Source organism: Brakhagea baltica, from assembly GCF_052161605.1.
Lineage (GTDB): Bacteria > Planctomycetota > Planctomycetia > Pirellulales > Pirellulaceae > JBKCUI01.
Map to the genome: position 1 here is coordinate 3,448,241 of NZ_CP197409.1, position 12,225 is coordinate 3,460,465.

At 52.6% G+C, this 12,225-nt stretch carries 12 protein-coding genes and 1 tRNA gene; 7 read left to right on the forward strand and 6 right to left on the reverse strand.

The features are described from left to right. Positions 1–139: 139 nt before the first annotated feature. Together SH449x_RS12805 and nth are read left to right on the forward strand one after the other, a co-directional pair. On the forward strand, positions 140–1,681 hold the full coding sequence (locus SH449x_RS12805; RefSeq protein WP_482381720.1) for an EF-hand domain-containing protein: 1,542 nt from the start codon (positions 140–142) through the stop codon (positions 1,679–1,681). A gap of 85 nt (positions 1,682–1,766) precedes the next feature. Further along, positions 1,767–2,417, forward strand: coding sequence for an endonuclease III (gene nth / locus SH449x_RS12810; protein WP_482381721.1), 651 nt, complete (start codon positions 1,767–1,769; stop codon positions 2,415–2,417). A 350-nt stretch (positions 2,418–2,767) separates the two neighbouring features. On the opposite strand, the gene SH449x_RS12815 is transcribed toward nth, so the two are convergent. Beyond that, positions 2,768–3,514: a metallophosphoesterase family protein gene (locus tag SH449x_RS12815; RefSeq protein WP_482381722.1), complete on the reverse strand. Its 747-nt coding sequence runs from the start codon at positions 3,512–3,514 to the stop codon at positions 2,768–2,770. 17 nt (positions 3,515–3,531) lie between these two features. After that, positions 3,532–4,284 carry a metallophosphoesterase family protein gene (locus SH449x_RS12820; RefSeq protein WP_482381723.1) on the reverse strand — a complete coding sequence of 251 codons (753 nt, stop codon included), beginning with the start codon at positions 4,282–4,284 and terminating at the stop codon, positions 3,532–3,534. Positions 4,285–4,518: 234 nt separating this feature from the next. Between SH449x_RS12820 and SH449x_RS12825 the strand changes: the two genes are divergently transcribed. After that, a tRNA-Met gene (locus tag SH449x_RS12825) sits at positions 4,519–4,592 on the forward strand. A 513-nt stretch (positions 4,593–5,105) separates the two neighbouring features. Here SH449x_RS12825 and SH449x_RS12830 read toward each other — a convergent pair. Beyond that, positions 5,106–5,777 (reverse strand): hypothetical protein, encoded by a 672-nt coding sequence (locus tag SH449x_RS12830; protein WP_482381724.1) that lies wholly within the window; start codon positions 5,775–5,777, stop codon positions 5,106–5,108. Positions 5,778–5,905: 128 nt separating this feature from the next. Beyond that, complete coding sequence (locus SH449x_RS12835) at positions 5,906–6,535, reverse strand: GNAT family N-acetyltransferase (protein ID WP_482381725.1); 630 nt, start codon at positions 6,533–6,535, stop codon at positions 5,906–5,908. Positions 6,536–6,797: 262 nt separating this feature from the next. Between SH449x_RS12835 and SH449x_RS12840 the strand changes: the two genes are divergently transcribed. Next, the gene (locus tag SH449x_RS12840; protein WP_482381726.1) at positions 6,798–7,166 is read left to right on the forward strand and encodes a hypothetical protein; all 369 of its coding nucleotides are present in this window, start codon (positions 6,798–6,800) and stop codon (positions 7,164–7,166) included. Positions 7,167–7,530: 364 nt separating this feature from the next. After that, a complete protein-coding gene (locus SH449x_RS12845; RefSeq protein ID WP_482381727.1) occupies positions 7,531–7,953 on the forward strand; it encodes a four-helix bundle copper-binding protein in 423 nt (140 codons plus the stop codon). A 78-nt stretch (positions 7,954–8,031) separates the two neighbouring features. Here SH449x_RS12845 and SH449x_RS12850 read toward each other — a convergent pair whose 3' ends face one another. Then, complete coding sequence (locus SH449x_RS12850; protein ID WP_482381728.1) at positions 8,032–10,293, reverse strand: heavy metal translocating P-type ATPase; 2,262 nt, start codon at positions 10,291–10,293, stop codon at positions 8,032–8,034. 46 nt (positions 10,294–10,339) lie between these two features. Continuing rightward, on the reverse strand, positions 10,340–10,558 hold the full coding sequence (locus SH449x_RS12855; protein ID WP_482381729.1) for a heavy-metal-associated domain-containing protein: 219 nt from the start codon (positions 10,556–10,558) through the stop codon (positions 10,340–10,342). Positions 10,559–10,781: 223 nt separating this feature from the next. Here SH449x_RS12855 and SH449x_RS12860 point away from each other — a divergent pair, with 223 nt between their 5' ends. After that, positions 10,782–11,252 carry a hypothetical protein gene (locus tag SH449x_RS12860; RefSeq protein WP_482381730.1) on the forward strand — a complete coding sequence of 157 codons (471 nt, stop codon included), beginning with the start codon at positions 10,782–10,784 and terminating at the stop codon, positions 11,250–11,252. A gap of 364 nt (positions 11,253–11,616) precedes the next feature. Beyond that, the gene (locus SH449x_RS12865) at positions 11,617–12,225 is read left to right on the forward strand and encodes an RNA polymerase sigma factor (protein WP_482381731.1); all 609 of its coding nucleotides are present in this window, start codon (positions 11,617–11,619) and stop codon (positions 12,223–12,225) included.

Below are 12,225 nucleotides of genomic sequence, written 5' to 3' on the forward strand. Positions count from 1 at the left end.
GCTAAGTCACCGAAACAAGCGTCCCCCGCCGGGGTTTTCCATAGTAAGGAAAGAATCATCCAGCTAAAATCTAGGGATATTTATCAAAGTAGTAACTAGATAGCCGAAACAGTAACGCATCCGAATCAGGATCCGAGCTATGAAAAAGAAATTATCCATCTTTGTTGCCACACTACTCACGACCGCGTGGTTTGCGTCATCGCTGGAGGCCCAGTTCGGCGGGGGCCAAGGCGGCCCTGGAGGGGGACCGGGTGGACCAGGAGGAGGCGGTTGGGGCGGCCGAGATCGCGGTGGTGACCGTGGCGGCGACCGAGGTGGTGGTGATCGGGGCGGCAGCGAACGTGGCGGCGGTGATCGCGGCGGCATGCGGATGGAATTCGGTGGCATGGGTGGTGGGCCGCCCGGTATGGGGGGCATGATGATGGGGGGGGGTATGCCTAGCGGCGGCATGATGGGTGGTTTCGACCCCTCAAGTTTCCTCAGCCGCATGGACCGAAACGGTAATGGCAGCATTGACCCTGACGAAATGGAAGGCCCAGCTCGCTTCATGCTCGAACGCATGGCTCGCGGGAACCCAAATATCGACATGTCGAAACCAATTCCCATCAGTGCTATCACGGAAGCGATTTCGGCTGCCCGTCGAGGCGGCGGTGAGGGAGGCGGATTCGGTGGCTGGGGTGGCGACTCCAACTGGGGTGGCGCAAACGATGACTCCGTTAGCATGGCTGAAAGCGTTCTCGTTCCTGGCTTCGGTATCAAACGGGAACTTGCTCCTATTCCAGGTTTCGGATCAAACCCTTTCAAATTCAACGTCAAAGTCGAAGAGCAAGATCTTCGCGACGCAGAGGAGCGAATTCGCCGATACGACAGGAATCGGGATGGAATGCTGGACGCGAACGAACTAAAGGCTGGGCGCTGGGGGGATGACCCTATGACCTTTGACCAAAACGGTGACGGGAAACTAACTCGCGAAGAGCTGGCGGTCCGTTCCGCAAAACGTCGATTGAATGCTGCGGCTAGCAGTAGCAACCAACGAGACAATCGCTCCCAGGCGAACAACGGCCAGCAGTCTCGACAAGATTCCGATCGCAAAGAGATGCCGAATCCGTTCGAGAAGATCACCAGCTACCGAATAGCTGACAAAGATGGGAATCCAAAGCGACCCGCCGGTCTTCCTGAGTGGTTTATTCGCAAAGATGTCGATGGCGACAACCAAGTTTCGATGAGAGAGTTTGCGACGAAGTGGACTGAAGATGTCATCGAAGATTTCAATCGATTCGACACCAACGGTGACGGCTTGATCACAACCAGAGAATGCCTAGCTGCTGTGAAGATGGGATTCATTCCCGGCTCCGCTAGCACGAGCCCTAGCTCCAGCAGTAGGTCCTCTGGGTCAAGATCCGAGGGAGCAAGATCCGATTCTTCATCGGCCGCTTCGACGTCAACAGCATCCGGAGGAACAACCAGCGGCGGAGCCTCGAGTGGCGGCACATCGACTGCCGACGCAAGAATGAAGGACTGGGTCGCCAAGAAGATTCAACCATTCGACAAAAATGGTGACGGCAAGTTAGATGTTGATGAGCTCCGGGCTTACGACGCTACAATGGACTTCTCATCCGTTGACACCAATGGGGACGGACTAGCCGATGTTGACGAACTCGCTGCTGCGAGGAAAAGATAATTGGATCATTGAATACCTAACGCACGCATCAAAGAGGGGCTGTTCATCCCCTCTTTTTTGTTTTTGAACCTTACCAAAATCGCGAATGAAAAAGACCGAGCGAGCTGAAGTCGTTTTTCAACGACTAAACGAACTCTACCCCGAGACCCCTATCCCTCTCGAGCATCAAGATCCCTATACGCTGCTAGTGGCAGTTCTGTTGAGTGCCCAGTGCACCGACAAGATGGTGAATCGAGTCACGCCAGACTTGTGGAAACTAGCGGACAATCCCGCTGACATGAGCCGTCAAAGTGCAGAAGCTATTCGACAGATCATTAAACCGTGTGGCTTGAGCCCCCGAAAATCAGTCGCCATCAAAGAGCTGTCGACCATTCTTGTAGAGAAGTATGATGGCAAGGTTCCCGAGTCTTTCGAGGAGCTCGAGCAGCTTCCCGGCGTGGGGCACAAGACCGCTTCGGTCGTCATGAGCCAAGGCTTCGGAGTTCCCGCGTTTCCTGTCGACACCCATATCCATCGACTTGCACAGCGTTGGGGATTAACGAACGGGCGATCTGTCGAGCAAACGGAAAAGGATCTTAAATCGCTTTTTCCTCGCGAGCACTGGAACAGCTTGCACCTGCAGATCATTTTCTACGGCAGAGAGCACTGCACCGCCCGAGGCTGCGACGGCACCGTATGCGGTCTATGCCGAGAGCTCTACCCCAAACGCCGCAAGCCTGTTGTGACGAAAAAATAAAGCAAACGTTCGCGTCTAAATCTACCCCCGCAAATACAAGCGTAACGGCGCAAGCCGTACGGTGTCGGTCCGCAAATAGTAGCGTAAGGGCGCAAGCCGTACGGTGTAGTTCTGCAAATACTAGCGTAAGGGCGCAAGCCGTACGGTGTCGGTCCGCAAATAGTAGCGTAACGGCGCAAGCCGTACGGTGTAGTTCTGCAAATACTAGCGTAAGGGCGCAAGCCGTACGGTGTAGGGCAATGCGTAGCGAGCCCGTAAGTCGCCTTCGGCGACGATCCACAAATGATGGGGAAAGTTGGATTACCAACTAGACTGCTGGGTCGTTAGTGCGTTGGAGCCCTACCGCACGCCTATCGCCCATCCTTGAGCCGATCGCCTAGAAAATTATCGAGTTCTGCGATGTTGTAAATCTTTTGAATGGTCGTATCGATATCGTATTCGATCCGTCGGTATTCGATAGCTTGGTCTTCCAGAATCACGTAACAGCTACGCCAGTCGCCATCTCTCGGTTGCCCCACGCTGCCTACGTTAACCATAGCCTTGTCAGAAGGAAGCTGCGTTTTGTATCCAAACTCATCCGGCCGCTGGAACTGAAGATTGGGGGAAAAAATACCGGGAGCGTGCGTGTGGCCTTGGAATGAGTATCCCTGGACCATAGAGAAAAGCTTTTCCATCTTCCGGCGGTTGTAGATATCCTCTGGGAAGACGTATTCGTTGAGAGGATTGCGAACCGAACCATGTACGAAAAGAATGTTGCCTTCGCTAATGGTGCGTGGCATCCGAGCGATAAACTCGAGACGGCGTTTGGAGTCGTCAGGACAATCGGGATTCTCCAGTTGTCGCCGGGTCCAGAAGATCGCTTGTTCGGCAGCGGCGCTAAAGCCTTCGGGGTCGATCAATGCACCATAGTCATGATTCCCCAGCACACAGCCATCCATTTGGGTTACCAGGTCCAAGCATTCGCAAGGGTTTGGGCCGTACCCCACTACATCGCCGAGGCAGATCGTTCGGTCGCAACCTTGCGTGCGGATATCGGCCTGCACCGCTTGGAGAGCTTCAAGGTTTCCGTGAATATCGCTTACAATCGCAGTCCGCACGCCTAGTCCTCAGTTCTCTATCGACCCGTTCTAAGCCGATCACCCAGCATCCGATCCAAATCCGTAATGGCATAGATTTTTTCAATCGTCTTGTCGAAATCGTACGGCACACGTCGGAAGAAAATTTTCTTCGCGGCATGATCGACGATGACATAGCACGCACGATTATCTTCGTCGCGAGGTTGCCCGACGCTTCCGACGTTGACCATGATTTTTTCGCGACCGAGAGGAAAGACGTTTTCGCAAGCGTCGGGGCGAATGAATTCCAGGTCGGTGGTAAACACACCGGGCATGTGCGTGTGGCCTTGGAAGCAGTATTGGGTCACGCGGTTGAAGATGCTATCCATTTTGTTCTTGTCGTAGATGAACTCGGGGAAAACATATTCGTTGGTTGGGTCACGTGGGGATCCATGCACGTAGAGGAATTTATCGTTGACGTGCATTTTGGGGAGTTCACTGAGAAAGTCCCAGCGTTTGTTGACCACGTTGGTGGGCCCTTGATCGAGGCAGTCGCGGGTCCAATAAATCGCGCGGAGGGCGACAGGATTAAAGCCATCTGGGTCGAACAGAGCGGCTTGGTCGTGGTTCCCCATGATGGTGAGGACCGATTTTTTCATGACCAGATCGAGGCATTCGCAAGGGTTTGGTCCGTATCCTACCACATCGCCGAGGCACATCACCTCGTCCACACTCTGGGTTGATATATCAGCGAGAACGGCCTGGAACGCTTCCAAATTGCCGTGGATATCGCTGATCAGTGCTTGCCTCACGCTATCAACCTTTCTGGAAATCTCTCAAGGGCTAGGAAGTGAAACCGGTTGATCGCGTAGCGAGATAGGTCTATGGGGCACAAAGGTTGTGGGGAGCTCAGCGATCTGGGGAGTCATAGTCTAAACGAAAGCGGGCGGGATGCGAGTCCAGCTTAGGTGGAAAAGGACATTGGCAGGAAGGTAATTTTGAAGGTTTGGGCTGGACGTGAAACCGGGAATGCGTACTATTTGACCCGCGGGATGGAGCAGCCCGGTAGCTCGCGAGGCTCATAACCTCGAGGTCGTCGGTTCAAATCCGGCTCCCGCAACTTCTCTGTTTGGTTAGGAAACTGACCGCAGTAGGTTATTCGATTAAGCCGGTGTCTTGCAGCAACGCAAAACACCGGCTTTTTTCGTATTTTCCTGCAATCTTCTGGGTCTCAACCACTCTCCGGAGACTCGATTCCCGGTCGCAACTCTCGCCAAATCAGCCCCTCTCTGGGGGCCAATCAGAGACAAATACTCTCAGAGTCTCTGGGTTATGAAAAACGCCGGGTTAACGACTCTGGGTAATTCCCTGTCCGACTTGCTCGGGATTCTTTTTTGCAGCTAGTCCGACTCAGTAGGGAGCCGGAGCTTGCGAACTCTGCGGGCGTTTCCCCGCTCGGGGAGCAAAGCTATAGCCAAGGCTTGCTTCCATCTCGGAACCATTTGGCGAGGAAGCGGGACCGCAGTCTTACGATGCTGCTTTAAGACACCCAGAAAACTGCCCCACCACTACACACCAGGCCACTTCGCTGGCCTGGTGGAGCAAATCGTCCCGACGACGAAGCGATGAAGAGTTACTTGTCGGCGTTCGCAGCGGGCGAACTGTGATGCTGATGTGCATCAGCCATTGAAGCATAAGCCGCTTCTTCGTGGCCAAGCTCTTTCAAGACCTGGTCATGCTCCTTCTTCAGCTCCTCAAGCGATGCGTGCATCTTGCTACACATTTCGGCGCATACCTTGCCGTCAGGGCTTTGCTTGCAGCATTCTTCATGCAGAGATTTCTGGATCGTCGTCGCTTGCCCCAGCTGCGTTTCCATTTTCTTCACATGTTGAAGAACCTTTGGATTAGCCCCGTGTTCCTCACGAACGATCACTAGATCCCGCTGGATGGCCTGCAACTGCTGACCAAGCATCTGAGATTCGCCTTGAGTCACCTGGGTTTGAATCATCGGCGAATGAGTTGCATACCGCTGAATTCCGGTTGAATAGTCTCTCGCATGTTGGATGTTGCGAGACGTTCGCTGGTTGGCCCAGAATCCTGCCCCGTTGTTTCTCGATACCTTGTCATTGATCCGTGATTGGGCTTGCGTCACTTGCGGAAAGGCAAGTGCGAGACCCGCTACCAGTGCGATCGAAGCCGCAACTTTTCCAAAACTTTCGATACTCATCATAGTTCCTTTCAAGAACATGACTTGCGACATCATGAATTCAAAGATGTCGACTTCTGTGAGGTCGTGAGCCGCCATTCGGTCCACACATGCGAGTTTGATGCTTCGCTCGTGACTCTCCTTCAGAAATAAAACTGATTCGGAGCATGAATTTCGAAGTAGTGCTGAATTCGTATCAGGATTCCGAATTGACGAAGGCTGGTTTTCTAACGTGTTCGGAAGTCACCTACGTACTGTCCAACTTTACTCGGCTCGAAGCTTGACGAAACGCAGTAGGAAGCTCTTTTCCAGCCAACAAGCGCACAAAACGTTGTTATTCCACAGACTTCGAATCCCATCCGTTTTACAGCCAGAATCGCTCGTGCATTGTTGGCGTCAGTCGTCAAAGCAATTCGCAGGATGCCGTCCGCCCTAAGAATCTTTGCTGTCTGACTAATGAGTACTTGATATAACCGCTTACCGCGATGTTCGGGATTTACGAATGCGGCGAAAAGATAAGCGGTCCGAGGATCCAGAAATAACGGAAGACCTGTCCATGCATGTCCGTTGGAGTTATGCGCGGCTGGAATCTCGCCCGTGCCAACCCAGGCATATGCAACAATCGCTTCGCTGGCCATTAATACATAGCAACGAAATCTTTTACGATCGAGATATTGAAAAGCTTCAAACTGGAAGAGCGGGTTGCACTGTGAAAGAATATCGAAGCTCTCGACCGATAGTTCAATTAGTTCAATCCCGTCGGGTAACTTTTGTCCGGATGCAGCTAAGTGTTCGACATTGGAACACATGAGTAGGCTGAAGTCGGCAATACCTACGCGTCGAAGTAGTGAATACACAAGCCTATCAATTTTTCGCGGAGCGAGCGTGGATGTTGCATCCGATATCACCAATGTCTCACAACCAGTGGCAACGCCCTCAATTGGTTCTTCGTTTTTGGATATAACGATTTCTCCCCGATCGTCAAAACAAATTTTTGTTCAATGCTTCGCTAACTAACTTTTCAGTCCAAAACGAAGCTAGCCTCGCATTGAGTGTTGGTCGTTAAAGACAACCAACACTCTTTGAAAACCTGCCGGTATAACAAACAGGTTAGTATTGTTGACAATCTACTTGGCACCTGAGACGACCTTTTTCAGTCCCTTCTCGGATGGGCACATTGGGCACGTACCACTCTCGACACCCTGTGTGAGCGTGCTCGCGGCTGAGCTGGATTCTTTGCCTCCGCAACAAGTGCCCCCACAGGCCTTGGAATCGCTTGTGCAGCATTCGCATGTGCACTGTGCACAGCTGCAAATCCCGGCTTCACAGCAGCGGCCGCCGTCGGTACAGCAACTAGAGCAAACGCATGCTTGTGGCACATCAGTGGTCGGGTTGCTTGCGACACTCGCCGCAATTGCAAGACTAACAGCAAAAAAAACCAACATCAAAAACACAGCTACTGACTTCATTCTTCAACCTCGTGTTTGACTATCGGACCTCGCGTTGCATGAAACCATTTCCGCAACCGTAAGTTTGGATGCACTTTGCCGACACTTTCTTCAGCGAACTTTGGATTATTTTCGAACCCGGTGCACCTGTCCTGCTCGATTGGCGCTCATTCAGATTCGGCACTGCTCCAGTCGTTTGCAGAATGCTCGCCAAACATTGCTTGAGTGCTTAGATGAAGCTCAATCGAATTGCCTTCACCGCTTTTTTGATTTTTTTGGGGTTTTCTCGATACTTGCTTTATCTCCGAGAAATACCGCATTCCGGCATGAGTGCTGCGGGGGCGTCATTGCGAAGGCTTCGAACCTTTCGAGGTCATTTACCCCAATTTCATGCGAGGTTTGTTATGTCCCACTTTTCACTTGTTGCTGCGTTCGCCCTATCCGCGATTGTTCCGCTCTCGGCATTTGCCGACCAACATGAGGATTCGAAAATGAAGAAATGCGCCGAAGTCTGTGCCGCTTGCCAAGTCGAGTGCGATAGCTGTTTTGATCATTGCCTGAAAATGCTTTCCGAAGGGAAAAAGGAGCATCAGGCAACCGCAAGAATGTGCGCTGACTGCGCCGAGTGCTGCAAAACATGCGCGACACTGTGCGCCCGAAACAGTCCCTTAGCTAAGCCCATGCTCGAATGCTGCGCCAAGTGTTGTGAAGAGTGTGCGGCTGCGTGCGAAAAATTCCCCGATGATGAACATATGGCCGCATGTGCTAAGTCCTGCCGCGAGTGCGCGAAGGAATGTCGCGACATGCTCAAGCAAGTTCAGAAATGATTGCATAGCAACAACCGGGAAGTGAAATGACGAGTCTTTTGTTTCAAGCCGCGCTTCCGGCGCGGCTTGAAACTCAACTCATCGCCACGACCTTAATCGCAATGCGTTTGTCACGACAAAGAAGCTTGAGAGACTCATCGCCAGACCTGCCGCTATCGGGGACAGACTCAGACCTGTCATGGGTTTAAGCAGGCCGGTTGCAATGGGAATAAGCAAAACGTTGTAGCCAAATGCCCAACCCAGATTCTGCTTGATGTTCAACATCACGGCCTTCGACAAGCTTATCGCACGCGGAATATTCTGAATGTCGCCAGACATCGCAATCACATCGGCGCTCTCGATCGCAAGGTCTGTTCCTGTGCCCATCGCGATCCCGACATCGGCGATCGTTAATGCAGGAGCATCGTTCAAGCCATCGCCCACGAAAGCCACACGTCGTCCGTCTCGCTTGAGAGTGTATACCACGTCTGCCTTGTCATTCGGACGCACTTCTGCATAGACCATCGTTACTGGTATCCCGCAGCGATCTGCGATGGATAACGCGGTTCGCTCATTGTCACCTGAGATGAGCGCCACTTCGTAGCCCGATTGTTTTAGTTGCTCCACAGCACTTGGTGTCGATGGTTTGATGGGATCGGAAACGATCATGATCGCAGCGAGCGAACCGTTGACGGCTGCAAAAAAGTATCCGCTTCCCTCGGACATTGCATCAGCCACTTGTGCATCCAACGACGATGTATTGATGCGGCGTTCTCGCATCATCTTTTCCGAGCCGATGATTATCGCGTGACCGTTGGATAATTCGGCTTCAACTCCCGCGCCTGCAATGGCGTTGAAGCTGGTTACGGTAAGAGGCGACTTGGGCCCTTTGGCAGCGGCATCAACAATAGCTGTGGCCAAAGGGTGCTCCGATCGTTGTTCTACGAGAGCCAGTTGGGACAGCAAGTCGTCACTCGAGAACGGTGGCAATACGTGGAATAGCGAGAGCTGCGGTTTTCCAACCGTCAGCGTTCCGGTTTTATCAAAAGCGACCAAGGCGACTTGGCTCAAAGACTCGATGGCATCCGTCGAGCGAAACAGAATCCCTTGCTGCGCCGCCTTGCCCGTACCCACCATCACACTCGTCGGAACCGCGAGTCCCATTGCACATGGGCAAGCAATAATGAGTACAGCGACCGCATGGATGAGTGCTTGATCGATTGAGCCGCCGGGCATCACGAAAAGCCATGCGAGGGCAGTAAGCAGTGCGATCAATAACACCACAGGTACAAAGTACGCGACGACTCGATCAGCAATGCCTTGAATGCGCGGCTTCGAAGCCTGCGCAGATTCAACGAACGCCACGATCTTCGCTAAAGTCGTGTCGGCTCCGATGGCAGTGGCTCGAAACTGAATACTTCCGCTGCCGTTGATCGTACCTGCCACCACTTCGTCCCCCGCTTCCTTGGCCACTGGTACGCTCTCACCAGTCACCATGCTCTCATCGATATAGGTAGAGCCACTAACGACCACACCGTCCACTGCGATGGCAGATCCAGGGCGGACTTCAACAATATCATTAAGGACAACAGCCTCCGCAGGAATGGTCACCGCTTCACCATTGCGTATAACCGTGGCCATTTTCGGGACCAGTTTTAGAAGTACCTTCATCGCGTCCGACGCTTGATGCCTGGACTTCGTTTCAAGGAACTTGCCTAACAAGATCAGCGTGATCACCACTGCTGACGCTTCAAAGTAGACATGGCGCGACTGCGGAGGGATCCACTGAGGAAAAATCGTGACAACGGTGCTGTAGAGGAAAGCGGCCATCGTCCCCAGGAGAATCAGCGAATTCATATCTGGAGATGTTGAAAAGAGGCTTTTTGCGCCTAGCCGAAGGAAGCGTCCGCCGAACCAGAACTGAACAGGAATGGCCAAGCCGAGCATGACCCAATTCCACTGCTCCATCGACAACCAGGACATCATCAAACTCATGACTCCGTGGAACAACATGGGAGCCATCGCCAGCACAACGATCGGTAATGCAAAGATCGCTGCCCCGACGAACAAATGCCACAATCGCTGAGCTTCTAAATCGTTGTCCTCAATCGAACCCGCGTTTCGCACCGTGGAGAGCTCAACCGGCTCATAACCCAGCTTTGTAATCGCAAGCTGGATCGTTTCGAGTTCGCCAGCCTGTGGAAAATGGTCGAACTCGACCGCCGCACGCTCCGTCGCGAGGTTGACTGAAGCGCTGGTCACTGATGGAATCTTGCGCAGTCCATTTTCGACGCGTCGGACACACGCAGCGCAGGTCATGCCCTTTACGCCAATCTCGACCGTCTGCTCAGCATTCATCATTATCCATCTCCTCGTTTGAGAAGCCCCACCACTTGGTTAGAGGTTGCTAATTTGAGGCTACTGCTTCATAGCCGGCTTCTTCGACGGAGGCCACGATTGATTTGTCGACGAATTGCCCCTCGACGAATGCTTTCCCTGCTTTCAAATCAACCTGGGCCGCGGTTACGCCGTCGGTGGCTCGGATGGCTGACTCAACCGCTGATTTACAGTGGCCGCATGTCATGCCAGTGATCTGGAAGGCCTGTTTACGTGGTTCTTGGTTCATTTTTGCGTCCCTTATTGGCGTAGAGCTGAGTGGCCGTATCGCTAGGTTGGATGCCGGCACAGCGTTGATTCTTCAGGTAGAATGGGCCTGTTCGCGAGGAAATCTGCCGGCACTTCGACTCGCGGAGCCAAAATCGGAAAAAATCAGAATTTCCGTGAAGGAACGCCGCTTGAGGTCCATCCAAAGCACGTAAGCGTCGAAATTTCAAGAAAAAGCACGAGTCATGTCATCACTTACCCTCCATATCGTTTTGCTGTTCGCGGTAGCGTACAGTCAAATCTTTGGCGGAGTTTCGTGTTGCTGCCTCTCGCGAACGATCATTGCAAGTCTGGCGACTGCGCAAGGGGCTGCGCCAGCCAGCGTTGATCACGCGATGCCAAACGTGGCCCTTGCGCCGAAGTGCCCCAAATGTGCTGCTGCCCAAGCAGCCGGTGCGAGAAGTGTGAATTCCGAGGGACTTCGAAGTTCCAGCGTTGCGGGGAGCAACGAATGCCAATGCGCGAAAGCTATTTCTATCGCTACAGCTCAACTCGAACCTCGTTCTCCGTCCATTGCTGCGCAGTATATCGCGACTACCCCAGCGACTTGGGACGTCATCCCTCGTGCACAACGGATTGTGTTTCAAAGACTTGAAGTTCCAATTCCCTTCGAGGGTTGTTCCTGGCAGTCGATCGCCTGTATTTGGAAGAAATGAAAAGGCCCACAATCCGATAGCTTCGGAGTTGTTGACTGGCCGTGTGCTTAACTTCAGGCACACACCAATGCTTTTTAGTTTCTTATACAAAATAGGTGAATCATGTTCGCAAAAATCACTCTTTTGGGCGCTCTCGCTCTTTCCGCAGTTTCCTACTCTGTAAATGGAAGTCAGCGAAGCACGAATGCAGCGCCCGAGACCTCCGTTAGTGAACCTACCTGCTGCACGGAACATGCTTACTGCTGTGCGGTAGATCAACCTTGCTGCCCTCGCTAGATCGACAAGTACGGTCTGAAATGGAGCCCTGCTCGAAGCTACCGAAAGCTTCGGGAAGTTTTCTCTTTTTGGCGGGAAGGAGTGAAGAATGATACCAACAGAGTCATCCAATGAGATAAATGGAAAAGCGGAGGATCGCGCATCGCCGCTGACTAAAGAAGATTTGACGCTGTGGATTAGTCGTGCCAGCAACGGACATCGAGAGTCACAAAAGCACATTTATGAGCTATTGGCAGCCAGGTGCTATCGAGTCATTCGAAAGATTGTTGGCGATAGTCATGTTGACGACGTAATGCAGGACTTTGTCATCCACTTGTTTTCGCGGCTAAGTCAGTTCCGTTTCGAATCAACGCTCGAAACATGGGCGCACCGAATGGCTGTGAATCAAAGCTTGCAGTACCTGCGAAAAATGAAACGGGAAGAACAGCGTATTCAAAAAGTCGCGGAGGCTGGAGAAGTGTCTTTTAATGTTAATCAAAAGATCCAAGCAGACGAAGATATTGAGGTTCTTGAGTTGGCTATGCGGCAAATCACGGGTGAGCAGCGAGCGATTCTGCACATGAAAGAAGTCGAAGGCCTTGGATACTCAGCGATCGCAGGCGTCCTGGGCATACCCGAAGGTACCGTTGGTTCACGCTTAAACAAGGCTAGAAACGAATTGAGGACTTCTCTGATCCACTTGGGCTGGGAGGCATAA

Bases quoted from the DNA above. Each gene is read 5' to 3' on its own strand.
- SH449x_RS12855 (WP_482381729.1), bottom strand. From the start codon at position 10,558: ATGAACCAAGAACCACGTAAACAGGCCTTCCAGATCACTGGCATGACA.
- SH449x_RS12845 (WP_482381727.1), top strand. From the start codon at position 7,531: ATGTCCCACTTTTCACTTGTTGCTGCGTTCGCCCTATCCGCGATTGTT.
- SH449x_RS12860 (WP_482381730.1), top strand. From the start codon at position 10,782: ATGTCATCACTTACCCTCCATATCGTTTTGCTGTTCGCGGTAGCGTAC.
- nth (WP_482381721.1), top strand. From the start codon at position 1,767: ATGAAAAAGACCGAGCGAGCTGAAGTCGTTTTTCAACGACTAAACGAA.
- SH449x_RS12805 (WP_482381720.1), top strand. From the start codon at position 140: ATGAAAAAGAAATTATCCATCTTTGTTGCCACACTACTCACGACCGCG.
- SH449x_RS12865 (WP_482381731.1), top strand. From the start codon at position 11,617: ATGATACCAACAGAGTCATCCAATGAGATAAATGGAAAAGCGGAGGAT.
- SH449x_RS12830 (WP_482381724.1), bottom strand. From the start codon at position 5,777: ATGGCGGCTCACGACCTCACAGAAGTCGACATCTTTGAATTCATGATG.
- SH449x_RS12850 (WP_482381728.1), bottom strand. From the start codon at position 10,293: ATGATGAATGCTGAGCAGACGGTCGAGATTGGCGTAAAGGGCATGACC.